Source organism: Kocuria rosea (assembly GCF_023715525.1).
Classification (GTDB): Bacteria; Actinomycetota; Actinomycetes; order Actinomycetales; family Micrococcaceae; genus Kocuria; species Kocuria rosea_A.
This window is the reverse complement of the sequence record NZ_JAMBOG010000005.1, coordinates 121,525-142,591: the sequence shown is the minus strand read 5'-3', so window position 1 is coordinate 142,591 and position 21,067 is coordinate 121,525. Positions and strand designations below refer to the sequence as shown.

Annotated in this window: 19 protein-coding genes; 16 read left to right on the top strand and 3 right to left on the bottom strand. The window is 73.4% G+C overall.

The window, feature by feature from the left end:
- The first annotated feature begins 44 nt into the window (after positions 1–44).
- Positions 45–1,196 carry a molecular chaperone DnaJ gene (dnaJ, locus tag M3185_RS05290; protein ID WP_251332627.1) on the top strand — a complete coding sequence of 384 codons (1,152 nt, stop codon included), beginning with the start codon at positions 45–47 and terminating at the stop codon, positions 1,194–1,196.
- Positions 1,193–2,008: a 16S rRNA (uracil(1498)-N(3))-methyltransferase gene (locus M3185_RS05285; protein ID WP_251332626.1), complete on the top strand. Its 816-nt coding sequence runs from the start codon at positions 1,193–1,195 to the stop codon at positions 2,006–2,008. Before dnaJ ends, M3185_RS05285 begins: the two co-directional genes overlap by 4 nt.
- A 10-nt stretch (positions 2,009–2,018) precedes the next feature.
- On the opposite strand, the gene M3185_RS05280 is transcribed toward M3185_RS05285, so the two are convergent.
- Complete coding sequence (locus M3185_RS05280) at positions 2,019–2,939, bottom strand: GerMN domain-containing protein (RefSeq protein ID WP_251332625.1); 921 nt, start codon at positions 2,937–2,939, stop codon at positions 2,019–2,021.
- A gap of 282 nt (positions 2,940–3,221) precedes the next feature.
- Here M3185_RS05280 and M3185_RS05275 point away from each other — a divergent pair, with 282 nt between their 5' ends.
- The 8 genes from M3185_RS05275 (at position 3,222) to M3185_RS05240 (ending at position 12,426) form a co-directional block, all read left to right on the top strand.
- Positions 3,222–4,322 (top strand): PhoH family protein, encoded by a 1,101-nt coding sequence (locus M3185_RS05275; protein ID WP_251332624.1) that lies wholly within the window; start codon positions 3,222–3,224, stop codon positions 4,320–4,322.
- Entirely contained in the window at positions 4,322–4,828 is a 507-nt protein-coding gene (ybeY, locus tag M3185_RS05270) for an rRNA maturation RNase YbeY (protein WP_251332623.1), read from the top strand. Before M3185_RS05275 ends, ybeY begins: the two co-directional genes overlap by 1 nt.
- A 9-nt stretch (positions 4,829–4,837) precedes the next feature.
- Complete coding sequence (locus tag M3185_RS05265) at positions 4,838–6,166, top strand: hemolysin family protein (protein ID WP_251332622.1); 1,329 nt, start codon at positions 4,838–4,840, stop codon at positions 6,164–6,166.
- Positions 6,159–7,229, top strand: coding sequence for a GTPase Era (locus M3185_RS05260; RefSeq protein WP_251332621.1), 1,071 nt, complete (start codon positions 6,159–6,161; stop codon positions 7,227–7,229). Before M3185_RS05265 ends, M3185_RS05260 begins: the two co-directional genes overlap by 8 nt.
- 135 nt (positions 7,230–7,364) lie before the next feature.
- The gene (locus tag M3185_RS05255; RefSeq protein ID WP_251332620.1) at positions 7,365–8,846 is read left to right on the top strand and encodes an LCP family protein; all 1,482 of its coding nucleotides are present in this window, start codon (positions 7,365–7,367) and stop codon (positions 8,844–8,846) included.
- Positions 8,847–9,027: 181 nt separating this feature from the next.
- On the top strand, positions 9,028–10,776 hold the full coding sequence (gene leuA / locus M3185_RS05250; protein ID WP_251332693.1) for a 2-isopropylmalate synthase: 1,749 nt from the start codon (positions 9,028–9,030) through the stop codon (positions 10,774–10,776).
- Positions 10,777–10,879: 103 nt separating this feature from the next.
- Positions 10,880–11,632: a DNA repair protein RecO gene (gene recO / locus M3185_RS05245; protein ID WP_251332619.1), complete on the top strand. Its 753-nt coding sequence runs from the start codon at positions 10,880–10,882 to the stop codon at positions 11,630–11,632.
- A gap of 2 nt (positions 11,633–11,634) precedes the next feature.
- Positions 11,635–12,426 carry an isoprenyl transferase gene (locus M3185_RS05240; RefSeq protein ID WP_251332618.1) on the top strand — a complete coding sequence of 264 codons (792 nt, stop codon included), beginning with the start codon at positions 11,635–11,637 and terminating at the stop codon, positions 12,424–12,426.
- Between the two features lie 33 nt (positions 12,427–12,459).
- Here M3185_RS05240 and M3185_RS05235 read toward each other — a convergent pair whose 3' ends face one another.
- On the bottom strand, positions 12,460–13,470 hold the full coding sequence (locus M3185_RS05235) for an alpha/beta hydrolase (protein ID WP_251332617.1): 1,011 nt from the start codon (positions 13,468–13,470) through the stop codon (positions 12,460–12,462).
- A 91-nt stretch (positions 13,471–13,561) separates the two neighbouring features.
- Here M3185_RS05235 and M3185_RS05230 point away from each other — a divergent pair, with 91 nt between their 5' ends.
- Positions 13,562–14,647, top strand: coding sequence for a quinone-dependent dihydroorotate dehydrogenase (locus tag M3185_RS05230; RefSeq protein ID WP_251332616.1), 1,086 nt, complete (start codon positions 13,562–13,564; stop codon positions 14,645–14,647).
- Between the two features lie 57 nt (positions 14,648–14,704).
- On the opposite strand, the gene M3185_RS05225 is transcribed toward M3185_RS05230, so the two are convergent.
- The gene (locus M3185_RS05225; protein ID WP_251332615.1) at positions 14,705–15,280 is read right to left on the bottom strand and encodes a DUF3043 domain-containing protein; all 576 of its coding nucleotides are present in this window, start codon (positions 15,278–15,280) and stop codon (positions 14,705–14,707) included.
- Between the two features lie 107 nt (positions 15,281–15,387).
- Here M3185_RS05225 and M3185_RS05220 point away from each other — a divergent pair, with 107 nt between their 5' ends.
- The 5 genes from M3185_RS05220 (at position 15,388) to M3185_RS05200 (ending at position 20,594) form a co-directional block, all read left to right on the top strand.
- Positions 15,388–16,839 carry a dipeptidase gene (locus M3185_RS05220; RefSeq protein ID WP_251332614.1) on the top strand — a complete coding sequence of 484 codons (1,452 nt, stop codon included), beginning with the start codon at positions 15,388–15,390 and terminating at the stop codon, positions 16,837–16,839.
- A gap of 85 nt (positions 16,840–16,924) precedes the next feature.
- Positions 16,925–17,296 carry a HesB/IscA family protein gene (locus M3185_RS05215; protein WP_251332613.1) on the top strand — a complete coding sequence of 124 codons (372 nt, stop codon included), beginning with the start codon at positions 16,925–16,927 and terminating at the stop codon, positions 17,294–17,296.
- Positions 17,297–17,535: 239 nt separating this feature from the next.
- Positions 17,536–18,465, top strand: coding sequence for an aa3-type cytochrome oxidase subunit II (ctaC, locus tag M3185_RS05210; protein ID WP_251332612.1), 930 nt, complete (start codon positions 17,536–17,538; stop codon positions 18,463–18,465).
- A gap of 9 nt (positions 18,466–18,474) precedes the next feature.
- Entirely contained in the window at positions 18,475–20,187 is a 1,713-nt protein-coding gene (gene ctaD, locus M3185_RS05205) for an aa3-type cytochrome oxidase subunit I (protein ID WP_251332611.1), read from the top strand.
- A gap of 2 nt (positions 20,188–20,189) precedes the next feature.
- Positions 20,190–20,594, top strand: a complete 405-nt coding sequence (locus tag M3185_RS05200) for a cytochrome c oxidase subunit 4 (RefSeq protein ID WP_251332610.1) — start codon at positions 20,190–20,192, stop codon at positions 20,592–20,594.
- The last annotated feature ends 473 nt before the right edge of the window (positions 20,595–21,067 follow it).

Sequence of the window (21,067 nt, the reverse complement as noted above, 5' to 3'; positions counted from 1 at the left end):
TCCCGACAGACCTCCCCACAGACCTCTCGACAGAACGGACCACGGTGAGCGATCACTACGAGACCCTGGGCGTGTCCCGGGACGCCAGCCAGGAAGAGATCAAGAAGGCCTACCGCAAGAAGGCCCGCAAGCTGCACCCCGACGTCAACCCCAGCCCCGAGGCGTCGGAGGAGTTCAAGCGCGTCTCCCACGCCAACGACGTCCTCTCCGACCCCGACAAGCGCCGCGTCTACGACGCCACGGGCAACGAGAACGGCACCGACACCGGTTTCGGCGGCGGCTTCCCCGGCACGGGCTTCGGCTTCGCGGACATCTTCGACACGTTCTTCCAGGGCGCCGGCGGAGCGGGCTCCGGGCGCCGCGGCCCCGCGTCCCGCACCCGCCAGGGCCAGGACGCGCTGATCAACGTGCGGGTCTCCCTCAAGGACGCCGTCTTCGGCACGGAGAAGAAGATCACCGTGGACACCGCCGTGGTCTGCCCCACCTGCGACGGCTCCTGCTGCCAGGAGGGCACCCGGCCCGAGACCTGCGAGGTCTGCCACGGCTCCGGGCAGGTCCAGCGCCAGGTCCAATCGATCCTCGGCACCGTCGTCACCGCCGCCCCGTGCGCCACCTGCCAGGGCTTCGGTACCGTCATCAAGCACCCCTGCCACGAGTGCTACGGGGAGGGCCGGGTGCGCGACCGCCGGCCCCTGACCGTGAAGATCCCGGCCGGCGTGTCCACCGGCAACCGTATCCGGCTCTCGGGCCAGGGCGAGGCCGGCACCGCCGGCGGGCCCAACGGCGACCTCTACGTCGAGCTCAAGGTCGATCCCGACCCCACGTTCGAGCGCCAGGGCGACGACCTGCACGCCCGCGTGCGCGTGCCCATGACCTCTGCGGCCCTCGGGACCACCGTGACCCTCGAGACCTTCGACGGCGAGCGCGAGGTCCCCGTCACCCCCGGGACCCAGACCGGGCACACCGTGACCCTGCACAACCTCGGCGCCACCCGCCTGCGCGGCGGCGGCCGCGGCGAGCTCTTCGTCCACCTCGAGGTCGAGACCCCCACCGGGCTCGACGACGAGCAGCGCGAGCTGCTCGAGCAGCTCGCGCGGCTGCGCGGGGAGGAGCAGGCCACCGGCACGACCCTCGACTCCGCAGCCGGGTCCGGCGGGTTCTTCTCCCGGCTCCGGGACCGGTTCTCCGACCTGTGAGCCTGCCCGTCTTCAAGGTGGACCCGGGCGGGCTCGCCGGGCTGGCCCCCGGGGCGGAGCTCACCGTCACCGGCCCCGAGGCCCGGCACGCCGTGACCGTGCGCCGGCTCGCGCCGGGGGAGGCCCTCGAGCTCGTCGACGGGGCGGGCACCCGCGCCGCCGCGCAGCTCGTGGACGGCGAGAAGGACCGCATGAGCGTGCGGGTCCGGTCCGTGTGCACCGAGACGGCGCGCCGGCCCCGGCTGGTACTCGCCCAGGCCCTCGCCAAGGGGGACCGCGACCTGCTGGCCGTGGAGACCGCCACCGAGCTGGGCGTGGACGCCGTCGTGCCCTGGCAGGCCGACCGCTCCATCGTGCGGTGGAAGAAGGAGCGGGCCGCGAAGAGCCACGAGAAGTGGGTCAACACCGTCGCCGCCGCCGCCAAGCAGTCCCGCCGCGCCGCCTGGCCGGAGGTCGCCGCGCTGTGCACCACGGCGGCGCTCGCCGACCTGCTCCGGGAGCCCGGGACCCTCGGGCTCGTGCTGCACGAGGCCGCCGAGCACCCCCTCGCCGGTCCGGCGGGGCTCGTGCTCGGGGCGGGCGGGGCGCCGGAGGGCCCGGGACACCGCCCGGCGTGGGGGGACCCGGAGCGGATCGTGCTGGTCGTCGGCCCGGAGGGCGGCATCGCCCCGGAGGAGCTGGAGCGCCTCGGCGCCGCCGGCGCCCGGACCGTCCGGCTCGGGCCGGAGGTGCTGCGCAGCTCCACGGCCGGGCCCGCGGCCCTCGCGGTGCTCAGCGCCGCGCTGGGGCGCTGGTCGGGCGGGACCGCCTGAGCCCACCGGCTCAGGGGGCGCCGACCACCACGTCCTTGTCGTCGCGCACCGGCCCGCCCTCGGCGTCGCGGCCGATCACGGACACGACGTACTCCCCGGGGGGCAGGTCCACCTCGGCTCGGAACTCCGCCGGGCGGCCCTGCGCGGGGACGACCGTCACGGGCCCGCCGGCGACGGTGCCGTCGTCGTCCTTGGCCGTCACCGTCCACTCACAGTCGCGGACCCCCTCGAGGACGCGGCCCGAGAGGGCGAGGCGCCCGTCCGAGCGGGTGCCCTCCTGCGGGTCCACGAGCCACACCGGCGCCTCGAGCTGCTCGTCGGGCCGCACGGGCTCCCCGAGCCGGACCGAGCCGAAGACCTCCTCGTGGGGCCGCCCGTCGACGAGAAGGACCACCTGGGGCCGCGAGCCCTCCGGCAGCAGCCCGGCGGTGCGCGCCGCGGCCGCCACGGTGTGCGCGAGCTGCTGGAGCGCGAGCCGGGCGTCCTCGGCGGCCAGGTCCTGGCGGAACGCGTCGTCCGGCAGGTCCACGGTGATCGTCCCGTCCGGGGACGTCGAGCTGCCGATCCGGTCCACGGCGTTCCACAGGCTCCGGTAGTCGGGGTCCTCGGGGGCCGCGGCCGTCATCAGCTCGGCGGCCGCCGCGATCGGGTCCGCCGCCCGGGACCCCTCCGGCGGGTCCCGGAACTCGCGGAACAGCAGCTGCTCGCCGTCGGCGCCGCCCACCCAGTAGACCGGCAGCTTCGTGGTCGCCACGGACCCGCCCGCCGTGCCCCCGGCCGTGGCCCGGTCCGAGCTCCTCGCGGGCGCGGCGCCCGTGCCGTCGGCCGGCGGCGCCGCCTCGCCGCACCCGCCGAGCGCCACGGCGGCCGCCGCGGCCCACGCCGCCGCGCGGCGCGGCGCGCCGGTGCGCCGGGGTGGGGGAGCGGGCATGGGGGGGCACCTCGTCCTTCCGGGTCCGGGCTGGGGGCGGCGGGGCAGGCGCCCGGGGCCTGGACCGGCCCCCCGGCCGGAGGGCCCGCCCAGCAAAGCACAGCCGCCGCGGGCGACCCCAGCCCAGGCGCCCCGGAGCCGGGGACCGATATCAAATCGGAATCTGGGCCGCGCGCGCCGCCCGGTGCGGTGCGCGCGGTACCCTGGAGGGACCACAAACCCCGGCGCGTTCCCGACGCCGGCCGACGAGAGAGTGAGAGCACGGCCCCCGCGGCCGCACCCATGACTGAGACGCTGCCCGGCACCACGCACCCCCTGACGGCCCGCACCGTCATCACCTTCCCCGACCGCGAGACCATGGTCCGCAGCCTCGGCACCGGGGACGACACCCTGCGCCAGGTGGAGGCCGCCTTCCCCGGTCTCGTCACCCGCCCCCGGGGGCTCGAGCTCGGCCTCGAGGGCCCGAGCGCGCCCGTGCAGATCGTCACGACGCTGTTCGAGGAGCTCAAGGTGCTCGCCGGGCGCGAGACCGCGATCACCCCGCAGGTCATCGCCCAGCTGCTCGAGATCATCGGACGGGACCTCTCCGCGCGGCCCAGCGGGGCGCTGACCCAGAACATCCTCTCCAGCCGGGGCCGCAAGATCCGGCCCAAGACCCTGCGGCAGAAGGCCTACGTCGACGCGATCGACGAGCACACCGTGGTCTTCGGCATCGGTCCCGCCGGCACCGGCAAGACCTACCTCGCGATGGCCAAGGCCGTGCAGGCCCTGCAGGCCAAGGAAGTCAACCGGATCATCCTCACGCGCCCGGCGGTGGAGGCCGGCGAGCGGCTCGGCTTCCTGCCGGGCACGCTCAGCGAGAAGATCGACCCCTACCTGCGGCCCCTCTACGACGCGCTGCACGACATGATGGACCCCGACTCGATCCCGCGGCTGATGGAGGCGGGCACCATCGAGGTCGCCCCGCTGGCCTACATGCGCGGGCGCACCCTCAACGACGCCTTCATCATCCTCGACGAGGCCCAGAACACCACGCCGGAGCAGATGAAGATGTTCCTCACCCGGCTCGGCTTCGGCTCCAAGATGGTGATCACCGGGGACGTCACCCAGGTCGACCTCCCCGGGGGCACGTCCTCCGGGCTGCGCCAGGTCCAGCACGTGCTGGGCGGGGTCGAGGACGTCGCGTTCGCGGAGATGACCGCCGAGGACGTGGTCCGCCACGAGCTCGTGAGCCGGATCGTCAGCGCCTACGACGCCTTCGACACGACCAACCGCCGGCGCAACGAGCGCCGGGACCGCAAGGACGCCGTCCGCGCCGCCCGCGAGACCACCGCGGGCGCCGCCCCCGAGGCCCCCGCCGCCGACGGCGGGGCGAGCGCCTGATGGCCGTCGAGTTCGATCTGCAGCACGACCCGGCCGACGTCGCGCCGGCCGACCGGGAGGCCTGGGCGGCGGTCGACGTCGAGCTGCTGGGCCGGCTCGCCGGCTTCGCCCTCGCGCGCCTGCACGTGCACCCCGACGCGGAGCTGTCGATCGCGGTCGTGGACGAGGAGGAGATGGCCCGCCTGCACGTCGAGTGGATGGACCTGCCCGGCCCCACCGACGTCCTGTCGTTCCCCATGGACGAGCTGCGCCCCGGCACCCCGGAGCAGCCCGCGGAGGGCACGCTCGGGGACATCGTGCTGTGCCCGCCGGTCGCCCGCCGCCAGGCCGAGGCCGCCGGGCACCCCACCGCCGACGAGCTGTGCCTGCTCACCGTGCACGGCATCCTGCACCTGCTGGGCCACGACCACGCGGAGCCCGGGGAGCGGCAGGTCATGTTCGCCCTCCAGCGCGACCTGCTCACGGACTTCCTCGGCCGGCCCGCCCCGGTCGAGACCATGGAGTAGGCCGGGTCCATGACCAGCGCCATCCTGATCGCCGCCGCGATCGTCTTCCTCTGCACGGCGTTCGTGCTCACCGCGGCCGAGACGGGGCTGACCTACCTGCCCCGGGCCGAGGCCGAGGCCGTCGTGCGCGACGCCCCCGACTCCGCGGCCGCGAAGGTCCTCGCCACGCCCACCGCCCACCTGCACGCCCTGCGCTTCTGGCGCGTCTGGTTCGAGACGGCCTCCGCCGTGGCCGTCGCGCTCGTGGCCCTGGACGCGCTCGACGACGTGTGGCTGGCCGGGCTGCTCGCCACCGTGGTGATGGCCGCCGTCGGCTTCGTCCTCACGGGCGTCTCGCCCCGCCAGATCGGGCGCAGCAACGCCGTCGGCACCGTCCGCTTCACCGCGGGTCTCGTGCGGGTGCTGCGCGCGGTGCTGGGCCCCGTGCCCGGGCTGCTCGTGCGGCTGGGCTCCGCCGTCGCCCGGGACCCCGGGCACACCGACCCCGGGTTCCTCACCGAGGAGGAGCTGCTCGAGTTCGTCGACCGCTCCACCGACCAGGACCTCATCGAGGGCGACGAGGCGGAGCTGCTGCACTCGGTCTTCGACCTCGACGACACCAACGTCCGGGCCGTGATGGTCCCGCGCACGGACATGGTCACCGTCGACGACGACGACACGGTCGACAACGCCCTGAACCTGTTCTTCCGCTCCGGCTACTCCCGCATCCCCGTGATCGGCGACAGCGCCGACGACGTGCTGGGCATCCTCTACCAGAAGGACCTCTCCGAGCGGGTGCACCGCGAGGGCACCGACCTCCGCCGGCACGGGCTCGCGCAGCTGGCCCGGGAGGTCCGCTACGTCCCGGAGTCCAAGAAGGTCAACGAGCTGCTGCGCGAGATGCAGCTGGAGTCCATCCACGTGGCGGTCGTCGTCGACGAGTACGGGGGCACCGCCGGGCTCGTGACGCTCGAGGACCTCATCGAGGAGCTGCTGGGCGAGATCGTCGACGAGTACGACCGGGAGAAGCCCGAGGTCGTCGAGCTGGGCGACGGCCGCTACCGCATCTCCGCCGGACTGGGCGTCGAGGACCTCGGCGACCTGTTCGGCGTGGACCTCGAGGACGACGAGGTCGACACCGCCGGCGGCCTGCTGGCGAAAAGCATCGGCCGGGTGCCCATCGTGGGCTCCCGCGCCACCGTCGAGGGCATCGTCCTCGAAGCCGTGACCCTCGAGGGCCGGCGCAACCGGGTGGGCCAGCTCGAGGTCCGCAAGGACCCGGACTGGGTCCCGCCCGGGTCCACCGCCGTGGACCCGGCCGCCCTGGAGTCCGAGGAGGAGACCCACCACCATGTCTGAGCACGACCGCACCGCACCCGCCGCCGAGCCCGCCGCCGAGCCCGCCGCCCCGTTCCGGGCCGGCTTCGCCGTGCTCGTGGGCCGGCCCAACGCCGGGAAGTCCACGCTCACCAACGCACTGGTCGGGCAGAAGGTGGCGATCACCTCCAACCGGCCCCAGACCACGCGCCACACCATCCGCGGGATCGTGCACCGGCCCGAGGGCCAGCTGGTGCTCGTCGACACCCCGGGGCTGCACCGGCCCCGCACCCTGCTGGGCCAGCGGCTCAACGACCTCGTCGCCGACACCCTCGCCGAGGTCGACGTGATCGGCTTCTGCGTCCCCGCCAACGAGAAGATCGGCCCCGGCGACCGCTTCATCGCCCAGCAGCTCGCCGCGTCCGGCAACAAGCCGGTCGTCGCGATCGTCACGAAGACGGACACCGTCTCGCGCGCGGAGCTCACCGAGCAGCTGCTGGCCGTCACGGAGCTCGGCCGCTCCGTGATGGCGGAGGAGCGCGCGGCCCGCGCCGAACGGGCCGAGCGGAGCGCCCGCAAGCCTCGCCACCGCGCCGGCGGCCCGGCCCCCGCTGCCGCCGGCGCCGACGAGCCCGGCTGGGCCGACGTCATCCCGGTCTCCGCGGTGGACGGCTTCCAGGTCGAGGCCCTCGCGGGGCTGCTCGTCGGGCGGATGCCGGCGTCCCCGCCGCTCTACCCCGACGGGGAGCTCACCGACGAGCCCGAGCTGACGATGGTCGCGGAGCTCGTGCGGGAGGCCGCGCTCGAGGGTGTGCGGGACGAGCTGCCGCACTCGCTCGCCGTCGTCGTCGAGGAGATGGTGCCCCGCGAGGGCCGCCCCGCGGACCGGCCGCTGCTCGACGTGCGCGTCAACGTCTACGTGGAACGGCCCTCCCAGAAGGCCATCGTGATCGGCAAGGGCGGGGCCCGCCTGCGCGAGATCGGCACCAGCTCCCGGACCGCCATCGAGGCCCTGCTCGGCACGAAGGTCTACCTCGACCTGCACGTGAAGGTCGCCAAGGAGTGGCAGCGGGACCCCAAGCAGCTCTCCCGCCTCGGCTTCTGAGCCCCGTCCGGCCCGTTCCCGGCCCCGGGAGCGGGCCCGTGCGGTTAGCATGGCTCCCGGCTCCCGCTCCGGGCGCCGCCCCCCACCCCCCGGACCCCGGCCTCCCGGCCGGGGTCGTCCCAGGAGAAGATCACCGTGTCCACACTGAGCACCGACACCCCCGGCCCGGACCGACCCCGCCGCTGGTCCCGGCGACGCTGGGCGGTGCTGGTGCTCGTCGCGGTCCTGGTCGCGGTGCTGGGGGCCGGCGCCGCGGTGGTGTGGCGCCTGCAGTCGAACCTGAACACGTCCCCGCTGGACCTGGGCAACGGTGCCGCCGCGGTGGAGGACGGGCCCCTGGACGTGCTCGTCATGGGCACCGACACCCGCGAGGGCGAGGGCAACGACCAGTACGGCGACGACGGGGACAGCACGGGCGCCGGCCTCACCGACGTGATGATGCTGGTGCACGTGACGGAGGACCGCGACGAGGTCACGGTCGTGTCCTTCCCGCGGGACCTCGTGGCGGACCTGCCCGAGTGCACGGACCCCGACACGGGCAGCGTCCACCCCGCGGAGGAGCAGGCGATGCTGAACTCCGCGATCGAGAACGGCGGGCCGGGCTGCACGGTCGCCGCCATCAACGAGCTGACCGGGCTGCGGGTCGACCACTTCATGCTCGCCGACTTCAACGCCGTCAAGGAGCTCTCCTCCGCCGTCGGCGGCGTCGAGGTCTGCGTCAACGAGGCCGTCGACGACCCCAAGTCCGGGCTGAAGCTGCCCGCGGGGGTGTCCTCGGTGGAGGGCGAGCAGGCCCTGGCCTTCCTGCGCAGCCGCGCCGCGTTCGGCGACGGCGGCGACGAGAGCCGGATCCGCTCCCAGCAGTCGTTCCTGGCGTCCCTGGCCCGCAAGGTCAAGGCGGAAGGGACGCTCACCGACCTGCCCAAGCTCTACGAGATCGCCGACGTCGCCTCCCGGAACCTGCACGTCGACGAGGACCTCGGCTCCGTGCCCACCATGGTGGGCCTCGCGGGCGCCGTGCGCGGCATCGACCTGGGCAGCATGGCGTTCGTGACCGTGCCCACCGAGGCGTACGAGCCCGACCCCAACCGGCTCCAGCTCCAGGAGGAGGCCTCCGCGGAGCTCTTCGCCGCCCTGCGCGAGGACCGGCCCCTCACCTCCCCCACGGACGCGGCGAGCGGCGCCGCGACCGACGCGCCGTCCTCGTCCGCGGAGCCCTCGGCGTCGGCGACGCCGACCCCGGCCGTGGACCCCGCGACGGTGCCCGTCACGGTCGTCGACGCCTCGGGGGCCGAGAACCGCGACCAGGAGATCGTGGAGCTGCTCGAGGACGCCGGCTACGCCTACGCCGAGCGCGGCCCGGAGGTCACCGAGCTGCCCGGCACGCAGGTCTTCTTCGGGACCGGCTGGTACGAGGCGGCCGTCCAGGTCGCCGAGCTGCTGGGCGTCCCGTCGTCCCAGATCGTGCCGACCACCGCGATCGCGGGCGTGCAGGTCTCGGTGGGGCAGGACTTCACGGAGGGCGACCGGCTCGACGTCGGCTCCGTGCTGCCCGACGACCTCAACGGGCAGACCGCGGAGCAGTTCACCTGCCAGCAGGCCGCCGAGGAGTGGTGAGCCGGGCCCGGGGCGCCGGGGCGCGCCCGGGCGCGTGGTACGTTGGACCCATGCGGACAGGGAAGCTCCTCCTTACGTGCCGCAACGGGGCCTGACCCGTCGAGCGAATGGCCGGCCTCCCGTTGCGGAGTTCCTGATGCCCGGCCACCCGCAGACGTCTCGAGCAGAACAGGCCAACCCCATGCGCAACTTCCAGCAGCCCTCCGGCATGCCGACCCACAAGTACGTCCCGTACCAGGTGCAGTTCCCCGTAGACCTGCCGGACCGCACCTGGCCGGACAAGGTCATCACCGAGGCCCCGCGCTGGTGCGCCGTCGACCTGCGCGACGGCAACCAGGCCCTCATCGACCCCATGAACTCCGACCGCAAGCTCAAGATGTTCGAGCTGCTCGTGCGGATGGGCTACAAGGAGATCGAGGTCGGCTTCCCGTCGGCCTCCCAGACCGACTTCGACTTCGTCCGCCGCCTCATCGAGGAGGACCGGATCCCGGACGACGTGACGATCCAGGTGCTGACCCAGTCGCGCGAGCACCTCATCGAGCGCACCTACGAGGCCATCGACGGCGCCGACCGGGCCATCGTCCACCTGTACAACGCCACCTCCACGCTGCAGCGGCGGGTGGTCTTCGGCCAGGACATGGACGGGATCGTGGACATCGCCCTGACCGGGGCGCGGCTGTGCCTGAAGTACGAGGAGCAGCTGAGGAACACGGCCGTGACCTACGAGTACTCCCCGGAGTCCTACACCGGCACGGAGCTCGAGTTCGCGGCCCGCATCTCCAACGCCGTGGCCGAGACCTTCGAGATCGGCGGGGACCGCCAGATGATCCTCAACCTGCCCGCGACCGTCGAGATGGCGACCCCGAACGTCTACGCGGACTCCATCGAGTGGATGTGCCGCAACCTCTACAACCGCGAGGCCACCGTCGTGTCCCTGCACCCGCACAACGACCGGGGCACCGGCGTGGCCGCGGCGGAGCTGGGCTACCTGGCCGGCGCCGACCGGATCGAGGGCTGCCTGTTCGGCAACGGCGAGCGCACCGGCAACGTGGACCTGGTGACCCTGGGCCTGAACCTGCTCACCCAGGGCGTGGACCCGCAGATCGACTTCTCCGACATCGACGAGATCCGCCGCACCGTGGAGTACTGCAACCAGCTGCCCGTGCCCGAGCGCGCCCCCTACGGCGGCGACCTCGTCTTCACGGCCTTCTCCGGCTCCCACCAGGACGCCATCAAGAAGGGCTTCGAGCAGATGGACAAGGACGCCGCGGCCCAGGGCAAGGCCGTCGACGAGCTGGTCTGGGCGGTGCCCTACCTGCCGATCGACCCCAAGGACCTCGGCCGCACCTACGAGGCCGTGATCCGCGTGAACTCGCAGTCCGGCAAGGGCGGCGTCGCATACCTGCTCAAGCACGACCACGGCCTGGACCTGCCGCGCCGCGCCCAGATCGAGTTCTCCCGGGTGGTCCAGGAGCACACCGACACCACCGGCGGCGAGGTCTCGGGCGAGCGACTGTGGACGGTGTTCGCCGACGAGTACCTGCCCACCAAGCACGACGGCGGGCCCAGCCGCTGGGGCCGCTACCGGATCACCAGCCTGAGCACCTCCACCGGTGAGGAGGGCGGGGAGACCACCCTGGAGGTCGGCCTGGACGTCGACGGCGTGCAGCACCACCGCACGGCCCAGGGCAACGGCCCGATCGAGGCGCTGCTCGGGATCTTCGCGGCCGAGGGCGTGGACGTGCGCGTGCTGGACTACTCCGAGCACGCCCTCTCCGCGGGCGGCGACGCGCAGGCGGCCAGCTACGTCGAGGCCGCCGTGGGCGAGCGCGTCCTGTGGGGCGTGGGCATCGACGCGAACACGACCCGGGCCTCCCTGAAGGCGGTCGTCTCGGCCGTCAACCGCGCCGTGCGCGACGCCCAGGGCTGAGCCGGCCGGGCTCCCCACCACTGCGGCGGGCCGCCCCTCCCGGGGGGCGGCCCGCCGCCGTCGTGGCGCCCGGGGTGTCCGCCGGGCGTGGGAGAATGGTGCGGTGGCCAGGACGACCTTCGCATCGCGCAGCTACCGGGACGACGCCGTGGTGCTGCGCACCTACAAGCTCGGCGAGGCGGACCGGATCGTCGTGCTGCTCACCCGCGAGCACGGCCAGGTCCGGGCCGTGGCCAAGGGGGTGCGGCGCACCACCTCCCGCTTCGGCTCCCGGCTGGAGCCCTTCAACGTGGCGGAGCTCCAGCTCGTCACCGGGCGCAACCTCGACATCGTCGCGCAGGCCCTGGGCAAGCGCGGCTACGGGTCCTTGATCGCGGCCGACTACGCCAAGTACACCGCGGCCGCCGCGATGGCGGAGGCCGCGGAGAAGTTCACGGAGAACGACGACGAGTCCGCCGCCCAGCAGTACCGGCTGCTCGTGGGCGCGCTGTCGGCCCTGGCGCGCGGGCTGCACGAGCCCGGGGCGGTGCTGGACTCCTACCTGCTGCGGGCGGTCTCCACCGCCGGCTGGGCCCCAAGCTTCACCGACTGCGCCCGGTGCGGCGCCCCGGGCCCGCACGAGGCGTTCTCCGCCCCGCTGGGCGGCGCGGTGTGCCCCGTCTGCCGCCCGCCGGGCGCCGCGGCCCCCGACCCCGCCACCGTCGAGCACCTGTCGGCGCTGCTCACCGGCGCGTGGGAGCGGATCGACGCCGTCGAGCCCCGCACGGCCCGGGCCGCCGCCGGGATCGTGGCCACCTACGTACAGTGGCACCTGGAGAGGGCCGTCCGGTCCCTGAACCTCGTGGAACGGAGCTGACCATGCCCGGCTTTGCCGCCCCGCCCCCGCACCCCAGCGGTGCCCTCGCCCCGGACATCCCGGACCGGTTCGTCCCCCGGCACGTCGCCGTGGTGATGGACGGCAACGGGCGCTGGGCCAACCAGCGCGGCCTGCCCCGCAACGAGGGGCACAAGGCGGGGGAGGCCGCCCTCATCGAGGTCATGGCCGGGGCCATCGAGATGGGCATCCCGTACGTCAGCGCCTACGCCTTCTCCACCGAGAACTGGAAGCGCTCCCTCGACGAGGTGACGTTCCTCATGAACTACACCGCCGACGTCATGGCCCGCCAGCTGCCGACGTTCCAGGAGTGGGGCGTCCGGATCCGCTGGGCCGGGCGCCGGCCGCGGCTGTGGCGGTCGGTGATCAACCGGCTGGAGGAGGCCGAGCGGGCGACCCGGGACAACGACGTCGTGACCCTCACCATGTGCGTGAACTACGGCGGGCGCGCCGAGATCGCCGACGCCGCCGCGGCCATGGCCGCCGACGCGAAGGCGGGCCGGCTCAATCCCCGCAGCATTGACGAGGCCACGGTCCAGCGCTACCTCGACGAACCGGACCTCCCGGACGTCGACCTGTTCCTGCGCTCCTCGGGGGAGCAGCGGATCTCCAACTTCCTGCTGTGGCAGTCCGCCTACGCCGAGCTCGTCTTCCAGGACGTCCTGTGGCCGGACGTCGACCGCCGCACGCTCTGGGAGGCGGTCGAGGCCTACGCCCGCCGGGACCGCCGCTACGGCGGCGCGGTGGACCGCGTCGCGGGCCCGGCCCCGGTCTGACCCCGGGCCCGTCCCGGCAGGGACGCGGGCCGGCTACGCCCCGGGCCCGGGCAGCCGCCCCAGCCACGCCAGCAGCTCCCGCTGGGCGGCGCGCCGCACCGGCCCGCGGGACAGGTGGACGTCGTGGACCGCGCCCTCGTAGGAGCGCACCGTGACCGCCGCGCCGAGGTCCGGCGCGTGCCGGCGGATCTGTCGCACGTCCAGCACGGAGTCCGCCGAGCGCATCTGCTCGGACCACCACGGGCGGATGCAGGAGCGCGCGGAGACCTGGACCAGCACCGGGACCTCGATGTCCAGCCCGCCCGCGACCTCGCGCTGGGCCTGGAGGACGGCGTGGAGCCAGCCCGGGGTGATGCCGAAGCTCGTCTCGGGGCGCCACCGCGGGTCGATCGCCCACTCGCCCTCCGCGCGGTCGCTGAGCACCCGGAAGTAGTGGCTGCGCGGGCGCACCCGCAGGGCCCGGGCGGGCGCGCGCCCGGACGCCCGGGCGAGCACGGGCCGCAGCGCCGTCCCGAGGGCGTCCGCGCCGTGGCAGCCGATCCACGGGGCGACGAGGGCGAGCCCGGCCAGCCGCCCCGGGTGGCGGGCGGCCCACAGCGCGGCCGTGAGCCCGCCGGTGGAGTGGCCCATGAGCACGAGCCGCCCGCCCGGCCCGGGGACGCCGTCCTCGGCCATGACCCGCAGCGCGGCGGCCACGTCGTCGTCGTAGTCGGCGAGGTCGGTCGTGTGCCCCGGGCTGGCGGTCTCCTCCGCGAGCACGTCGTCGGTGAGGTTGCGCCCGTAGCCGTGCAGGTCGAGGGCGTAGAACGCCCATCCCGCGCAGGCGAGCGTGCCGGCGAGCTCGGCGTTGAAGAAGTAGTCGGACCACCCGTGCAGGTACAGCACCGCGTCGCGGGGGGCCCGGCGGAAGGCGCCGCCCGCGGGACGGTGGCGGACGACGGTCGCGGTCGCGTGCGGCGCGGACCCGGCCGGCAGCTCGACGGTGCGGGCCTCGAAGCCCGGCCCGAGCACGTCGGGGACCCAGGGGCCCGGGGGAGCGCTCATCGCCTCACCTCGTGTGCAGCTCGGTCGTCGTGCGGGCCCGCCCGGGCGCCGGCGCACCGGGCGGGCGCGGCGGCTGTGGAAGACTGGGCCCATGCGCTTCTACCCTACGTTCTTCAAGGCCGTCTTCTCCCGGATGGACCCGGAGCGGGCCCACCGCGTCGGGTTCCTGGGCATCCGGGCGGCCGGCGCGACGCCGCTGGGCGCGGCGCTGCGCGTGTACACCCGCCCCGACCCCGGCTCGGAGGTCCGGGCCCTGGGCCTGCGCTTCCCCTCGCCGTTCGGGCTGGCCGCCGGCTTCGACAAGGGGGCCGAGGGGATCGGCGCGCTGGCCGACCTGGGCTTCGGGCACGTCGAGATCGGCACCGTGACGGCCCAGGCCCAGCCGGGCAACCCCCCGCCCCGGCTCTTCCGGCTCGTGCGCGACCGCGCCGTGGTCAACCGGATGGGCTTCAACAACGACGGCGCCGAGGCCGTCGCCCCGCGCCTGGCGCAGGCGCGCCGGAAGCTGGAGGCCGACCACAGCGGACGGGCCCGCCCGGTGATCGGGGTCAACATCGGCAAGACGAAGGTCGTCCCGCTCGAGGCCGCGGTGGACGACTACCTGCAGAGCACCCGCACCCTCGCCCCGCTCGCGGACTACCTGGTCGTCAACGTGTCCTCGCCCAACACCCCCGGGCTGCGGCAGCTGCAGGAGATCGAGAGCCTGCGCCCGTTGCTGTCCGCGGTGGGCCGCGCCGCCGACGAGGCCGCCGGGCGGCACGTGCCGCTGCTCGTGAAGATCGCCCCCGACCTCTCGGACGACGACGTCCTGGCGGTCGCCGACCTCGCCCTGGACCTGGGGCTGGACGGGATCGTGGCGACCAACACCACGATCGCCCGCGGGGAGCTGGGCCTCGTGTCCCGTCCCGCCGAGATCGAGGCGTGCGGGGCGGGCGGGCTCTCCGGGGCACCCCTGCGGCGGCGCTCCCTGGAAGTGCTGCGGCTGCTGCGCGAGCGGGTGGGGGACCGGCTCGTGCTGGTCTCCGTGGGCGGGGTGACCACGGCGGAGGACGTCCAGGAGCGCCTCGACGCGGGCGCCACCCTGGTCCAGGGCTACACGGCGTTCCTCTACGAGGGACCCTTCTGGGCGCGCCGGATCAACCAGGGCCTCGCCCGGGCCGCGCGGCGCGGCCGCTGAGACGACTCCGCCCCCGTGCCGGTGCGGCACGGGGGCGGAGAAACGGGCGGGGGACGGTCAGGAGGGCCGCTGGCCCCGGGCGACCTGCGGCTTGGGCAGCCGCAGCCGCCGCATCGTGAAGGAGCGCATGGCGGCGTACCAGCGCACGCCCGGCTCCACCGAGCCGAACTTCGCCTGCAGGGCCTTCTTCATCCGGCCGGTCGTCAGGACGGCGTCGACCGCGCCCAGGACCATGAGCGCCCAGATGGCGTAGACGCCGTACGTGGCCACGTACTGGTTGGGGAAGAAGAGGATGAACAGCGCGAGCACCGCCACGACCATGAGGTACTCGGCCACGTTGAACCGGGAGTCCACCCAGTCCCGGGCGAAGCGCCGCTGCGGGCCCTTGTCGCGGGGCCCGAGGAAGCGCTCGTCGCCGGCGGCCATGCCGGCCTGCGCGCGCAGCCGCTGCTCCCGCGCCGCCTCCCGGGACTGCGCCTTTGCGGCCTTGCGGTCCTCCGGGACGAGCGGGCGGCGGCGGGCCGCCTCCTGCTCCTTGCGGCTGGGCGTCGGCCGGCCCTTGCCCGCGGTCTGCCGGGGCGCGGGCGGAGCCCCAGGGGCCCCCCGTTCCGGCAGGGGGGCCTGGGCGGTCACCGACGTGGAACCCGCGCGATCTGCATCCTTCTTGCGTCCAAACACCTGTCAAGGATAGCGGACGGGCGTCCGGCGCCCCGCCGGGACGCGGACGTAGGGTGGGCACCATGACCGAGCCCTACACCCCGTCCGCGCCCCTGCCCGTCGACGCCGTGCGCGAGGCCGTGCACGCCGACATGCCGCGTATCGTCGAGGAGCTCACCGAGCTCGTCGCGATCCCCGGCATCGCCTGGGACTCCTTCGACCCGGAGCAGCTCGAGCGCAGCGCCCGGGCCGTCGCCGGCCTGCTGGCGCAGGCCGGGCTCGACGAGGTCGAGATCCTGCGCGTGCCCCTCGGCAGCACGCCGGGCCGGCCCGCCGTCGTCGCCCGCCGCCGGCCCGCGCCCGGGCGCCCCACCGTCCTGCTCTACGCCCACCACGACGTCCAGCCCCCGGGCCGCCGCGAGCTGTGGTCCTCCGACCCGTTCGCCGCCGAGGAGCGCGACGGCCGCCTCTACGGCCGCGGCGCCGCGGACGACAAGGCCGGGATCATGGCCCACGTCGGGGCGCTGCGGGCCGTGGCCGCGCAGCTCGGGGACGACCTCGGCCTGGGAGTGACGGTCTTCGTCGAGGGGGAGGAGGAGGCCGGGTCCCCGTCCTTCCGGGACTTCCTGGAGGCGTACCGGGACCGGCTGGCCGCCGACGTCATCGTCATCGCCGACTCCTCCAACTGGGAGCTCGGCGTGCCCGCGCTGACCACGAGTCTGCGGGGGATGGTGGGCGCGGTGGTGGAGGTCTCCGTCCTCGACCACGCGGTGCACTCGGGGATGTACGGGGGGCCCGTGCTGGACGCGCCCACCCTCCTGGCGCGCCTCGTCGCCACGTTCCACGACGACGACGGCGCCGTCGCCGTGGCGGGGCTGCACGCCGAGGACAGCACCGACCTGGTCTACGACGAGGACCGGTTCCGGGCCGACGCCGCCGTCCGGGACGGCGTGCGGCTGGCCGGGCGCGGCTCCGTGGCCTCGCGGCTGTGGACGCAGCCGGCCCTGTCCGTCACCGGGATGGACGTCACGCCCGTCGACGTCGCGTCCAACACGATCATCCCGTCCGCGCGCGCCAAGCTCAGCCTGCGGGTCGCCCCCGGCCAGGACCCCGCCGGGGCGGCGGAGGCGCTCCGGCGCCACGTCGAGGCCCACGCTCCCTTCGGCGCGCACGTGCGCTTCGAGCTCGAGGAGACGGGACAGTCCTTCCGCACGGACATGGGCTCCGAGGCGGCCCGCATCGCCCAGTGGGCGCTGGGAGAGGCGTGGGGCCGGCCCGCCGTGGAGACCGGCATCGGGGGCTCCATCCCCTTCACCGCCGACCTCGTCGAGCTCTACCCGGACGCCCAGATCCTCATCACCGGTGTCGAGGACCCCGACTCCCGCGCCCACAGCGCCGACGAGTCGCTGCACCTGGCGGAGTTCGAGCGCGCGGTCCTCGCCGAGGCCCTCCTGCTGCTCGCCCTGGACGCGTCCGGGCGCGACGGCTCCCGGCTCGCCGAGGCGGGCCAGGACAGTCCCGCGGACCGGGAATGAACCCGGGGCCCGCGCCGTTGTGCCCCACGGTAGACCCGCCGCCGGCTCGACACCGCGCGGCACCCATCCACAGAAAGTGAGCATCATGAGCGTCACGACCGACAACGGCGCCGCAGTGGACGGCCTCCCGACCCACGGCGTCGCCCTGACCGAGGTCGCCGCCGACAAGGTCCGTGCCCTGCTCGAGCAGGAGGGCCGCACCGACCTGCGCCTGCGCGTGGCCGTGCAGCCCGGGGGCTGCTCCGGCCTCATCTACCAGCTGTACTTCGACGAGCGGATCCTGGACGGCGACGCCGTGCGCGACTTCGGCGGCGTCGAGGTCGTCGTGGACAAGATGAGCGTGCCCTACCTCGAGGGCTCGACCGTCGACTTCGAGGACTCGATCTCCAAGCAGGGCTTCTCGATTGACAACCCCAACGCGCAGGGCTCCTGCGCCTGCGGCGACTCCTTCCACTGAGCCGCCCGGCCCTCGCGAAGAGGCCCGTCGTCCCTCCGGGCGGCGGGCCTCTTCGCATGCCCGGAGGCCCCGCCGGCTCCGCCGGGGAGGGCCCCGCCGACACTGACACAGTGTCAGCGGATGTCTGGGACTGGGGGTAAGCTCGGAGGGAAACATTCCCCAAGACTGTGTCCAGGCTCTCGGAACCGGGGCCTTCGGCGCGCAGACGACGAGCACGACAAGAAGAGGAAGGGCCGTCTGTGAGTTCGCACACACGAACCGGCAGCCGTCGCCGCACGGCAAGGGTGTCGGCGGTAGCAGTCCTGGCAGCAGCTGCACTGACAGGATGCTCGGAGGACGCGAAGCTCGGGTGGATGCCCACCGAGCGTGGCACCACCGACAACGCTGACATGATCCTGGACCTGTGGATCGGTTCCTGGATCGCCGCACTGGCCGTGGGCCTGATCACCTGGGGCCTGCTGCTCTGGTGCATGATCGCCTACCGCCGCCGCAAGAACGAGACGGGCTACCCCCGCCAGATCGCCTACCACGCGCCGCTCGAGGTCTTCTACACCGTCGTGCCGATCGCGCTGATCGTCTCGCTGTTCTTCTTCACCGAGCGCACCCAGGCGGCGGTCACCGACCGCCACGCGGACCCCGACGTCACCGTCCAGGTCTACGGCAAGCAGTGGTCCTGGGACTTCAACTACCTCGACGAGGACGTCTACGAGACCGGCACCCAGGCGCACCTGGACGGCCAGGAGGGCGCCCCCGACCGGGTCCCCACCCTGTACCTGCCCGTCGACAGCGAGGTCGAGCTCGTGCTGAACTCGCGCGACTCCCAGCACTCCTTCTGGGTGCCCGCCTTCCTCGAGAAGTCCGACCTGTACCCGGGCCGCACGAACTACCTCAGCTTCACCACCGGGCGCGAGGGCGAGTTCTACGGCAAGTGCGCCGAGCTATGCGGCGAGTACCACTCCGAGATGCTGTTCAACGTCGCCGTGGTCAGCCAGGCCGAGTACGACGCCCAGATGGAGGCCCTGCGCGCCGCCGGCCAGACGGGCCAGCTCGGCGCGGAGTACGACCGCGACTCGTACCCGGACCCCGGGGAGGAGTTCACGTTGGACTCGCCCGGTGCCGAGTTCCCGGGCAACGTGGACCAGGAAAACGACCAGACTTCGAACAACTAAGGAGTACCGGTGTCTACACTCGAGTATTCACGGGACGAGGCGGCCACCGCGGCTCCGCGCGTGGTGCCCCGGTCCCGGGGACGGTGGGCGGTCAAGCTGCTGACCTCCACCGACCACAAGGTGATCGGCTACCACTACCTGATCTCCGCCTTCGGCTTCTTCTGCATCGCCGGCGTGATGGCGCTGCTGATCCGTGCGGAGCTCTTCCAGCCGGGCATGCAGATCCTGGAGACCAAGGAGCAGTACAACCAGCTGTTCACCATGCACGGCACCCTGATGCTGCTGATGTTCGGCACCCCGCTGTTCACCGGTTTCGCCAACGTGATCGTTCCGCTGCAGATCGGCGCCCCCGACGTCGCTTTCCCGCGGCTGAACGCCCTGTCGTTCTGGTTCTTCCTCTTCGGCTCCCTGATCGCCACCGCGGGGTTCATCACCCCGGCCGGTGCCGCCTCCTTCGGCTGGTTCGCCTACACGCCGCTGAGCAACTCCTCCTTCACCCCCGGCCTCGGCGGCGACCTGTGGGTCTTCGGCCTGGCGCTGTCCGGGTTCGGCACGATCATGGGTGCGCTGAACTTCATCGCCACGATCATCTGCATGCGCGCCCCGGGCATGACCATGTGGCGCATGGGCCTGTTCACCTGGAACTCCCTGATCACCTCCCTGCTGATCATCATGGTCTTCCCGGTCCTCGCAGCGGCGCTGTTCGCCCTCGGCATGGACCGCACCATGGGCGGGCACATCTTCGACCCGGCCAACGGCGGTGCCATCATGTGGCAGCACCTGTTCTGGTTCTTCGGCCACCCCGAGGTCTACGTGCTCGCGCTGCCGTTCTTCGGCATCGTCTCGGAGATCATCCCGGTGTTCTCGCGCAAGCCGCTGTTCGGCTACAAGGGCCTGGTCTTCGCCACGATCGCCATCGCGGCCCTGTCCGTGACGGTCTGGGCGCACCACATGTACGTCACCGGCGCCGTGATGCTGAGCTTCTTCGCGTTCATGACCATGATGATCGCGGTCCCCACCGGCGTGAAGTTCTTCAACTGGATCGGCACCATGTGGCAGGGCTCGATCACCTTCGAGACTCCGATGCTGTGGGTGCTGGGCTTCCTGTTCACCTTCCTCTTCGGTGGTCTCACCGGCGTCATCCTGGCCACTCCGCCGCTGGACTTCCACGTCTCCGACAGCTACTTCGTGGTCGCGCACTTCCACTACGTGATCTTCGGGACCGTGGTGTTCGGCATGTTCGCCGGGTTCTACTTCTGGTGGCCGAAGTTCACGGGGTACTTGCTCAACGAGCGCATCGGCAAGATCCACTTCTGGATCCTGTTCGTGGGCTTCCACACGACGTTCCTCATCCAGCACTGGCTGGGCGTCGACGGCATGCCGCGCCGCTACGCGGACTACATGCCCGAGGACGGGTTCACCTGGATGAACCAGATCTCCACGGCCGGGGCGATGCTGCTCGGGCTGTCGATGATCCCGTTCTTCTGGAACGTGTACACCACGCACAAGAACGGCCAGAAGGTCGAGGTCGACGACCCGTGGGGCTTCGGCGGATCCCTCGAGTGGGCGACCTCCTGCCCCCCGCCGCGCCACAACTTCACCTCGCTGCCGCGCATCCGCTCCGAGCGGCCCGCGCTCGACCTGCACCACCCCGAGCTAGCCGCGGAGTCCCCGCAGCAGAGCCCGGTCGACGACGGCGCGATCGCCGCACGGAAGGGCTGAGCATGAAACTGTCCATCAACCTCTTCGTCCTGCTGGGCGTCTTCTGCCTGCTCGCCGGCGTCGTGTACGCCTTCCTGTCCGACTTCACCGACCTCGTCGGCTTCCCCGCGCTGCTGGGCGTCGGCCTGATGTCCCTCATGCTCGCGGTGTACCTGTGGCTGGTCGACCGCAACACGGGCGGGATGCTCCCCGAGGACAAGCTCGACGGTGAGATCGTCGAGTCCGCCGGGGAGTACGGCCACTTCTCTCCGTGGAGCTGGTGGCCCCTGCTGATCGGTGTCGGCTGCGCCCTGGCGGTGCTGGCCATGGCCATCGACTGGTGGATGCTCATGCTCGCGCTGCCTGTGGTGGCGATCGCCCTCGTGGGTCTCGTCTTCGAGCACTCCCGGGGTGAGCACGCCCACTGAGCGGCCTGCGCCCCGAGACGCGCAGAGAGGCCCCGGACACCCTACGGTGTCCGGGGCCTCTTCCCGTTCCGCCGCCCTCCCGCGGCCCCACCGAACCCCGTCTGCTGCCGGGTGACCCGCTCCCGGGTGCCGCGGTGAGCCGCCGCCGGATCGGTCCTCGCCCGGGCACCGTCGGCGGCTCGTCACGCTGGCGGCGACCTCCACCGATCGGACCGGGGGAGCCGCGAGGGGTGCGGGGGCGCGCGGTCTCTCACGTCGCCGGCGGTGCCTCCCCGCACCGGGGGACGGCCACGAGACCGGCCTGTGCCGTCCTCCCGGGCCCGCACCGTGCCGGCCGAGTCCGCGGGTCGACATCGTACGGCGCTCTGCCTGCAGCGGCGGCCCAGGGGCGCGTGCAGGACGCCCCCACCCGCCGTGCGCCCCGCCCGAGCCCCGTGCCCGGCCAGGCGGCGGAGGCGGGGAGCTGCCGGGTC

Coding starts and splice junctions, on each gene's coding strand:
- M3185_RS05280 (WP_251332625.1), bottom strand. CDS start 2,939: ATGCCCGCTCCCCCACCCCGGCGCACCGGCGCGCCGCGCCGCGCGGCG.
- M3185_RS05275 (WP_251332624.1), top strand. CDS start 3,222: ATGACTGAGACGCTGCCCGGCACCACGCACCCCCTGACGGCCCGCACC.
- ybeY (WP_251332623.1), top strand. CDS start 4,322: ATGGCCGTCGAGTTCGATCTGCAGCACGACCCGGCCGACGTCGCGCCG.
- M3185_RS05265 (WP_251332622.1), top strand. CDS start 4,838: ATGACCAGCGCCATCCTGATCGCCGCCGCGATCGTCTTCCTCTGCACG.
- M3185_RS05260 (WP_251332621.1), top strand. CDS start 6,159: ATGTCTGAGCACGACCGCACCGCACCCGCCGCCGAGCCCGCCGCCGAG.
- leuA (WP_251332693.1), top strand. CDS start 9,028: ATGCGCAACTTCCAGCAGCCCTCCGGCATGCCGACCCACAAGTACGTC.
- M3185_RS05240 (WP_251332618.1), top strand. CDS start 11,635: ATGCCCGGCTTTGCCGCCCCGCCCCCGCACCCCAGCGGTGCCCTCGCC.
- M3185_RS05235 (WP_251332617.1), bottom strand. CDS start 13,470: ATGAGCGCTCCCCCGGGCCCCTGGGTCCCCGACGTGCTCGGGCCGGGC.
- M3185_RS05230 (WP_251332616.1), top strand. CDS start 13,562: ATGCGCTTCTACCCTACGTTCTTCAAGGCCGTCTTCTCCCGGATGGAC.
- M3185_RS05220 (WP_251332614.1), top strand. CDS start 15,388: ATGACCGAGCCCTACACCCCGTCCGCGCCCCTGCCCGTCGACGCCGTG.
- M3185_RS05215 (WP_251332613.1), top strand. CDS start 16,925: ATGAGCGTCACGACCGACAACGGCGCCGCAGTGGACGGCCTCCCGACC.
- M3185_RS05200 (WP_251332610.1), top strand. CDS start 20,190: ATGAAACTGTCCATCAACCTCTTCGTCCTGCTGGGCGTCTTCTGCCTG.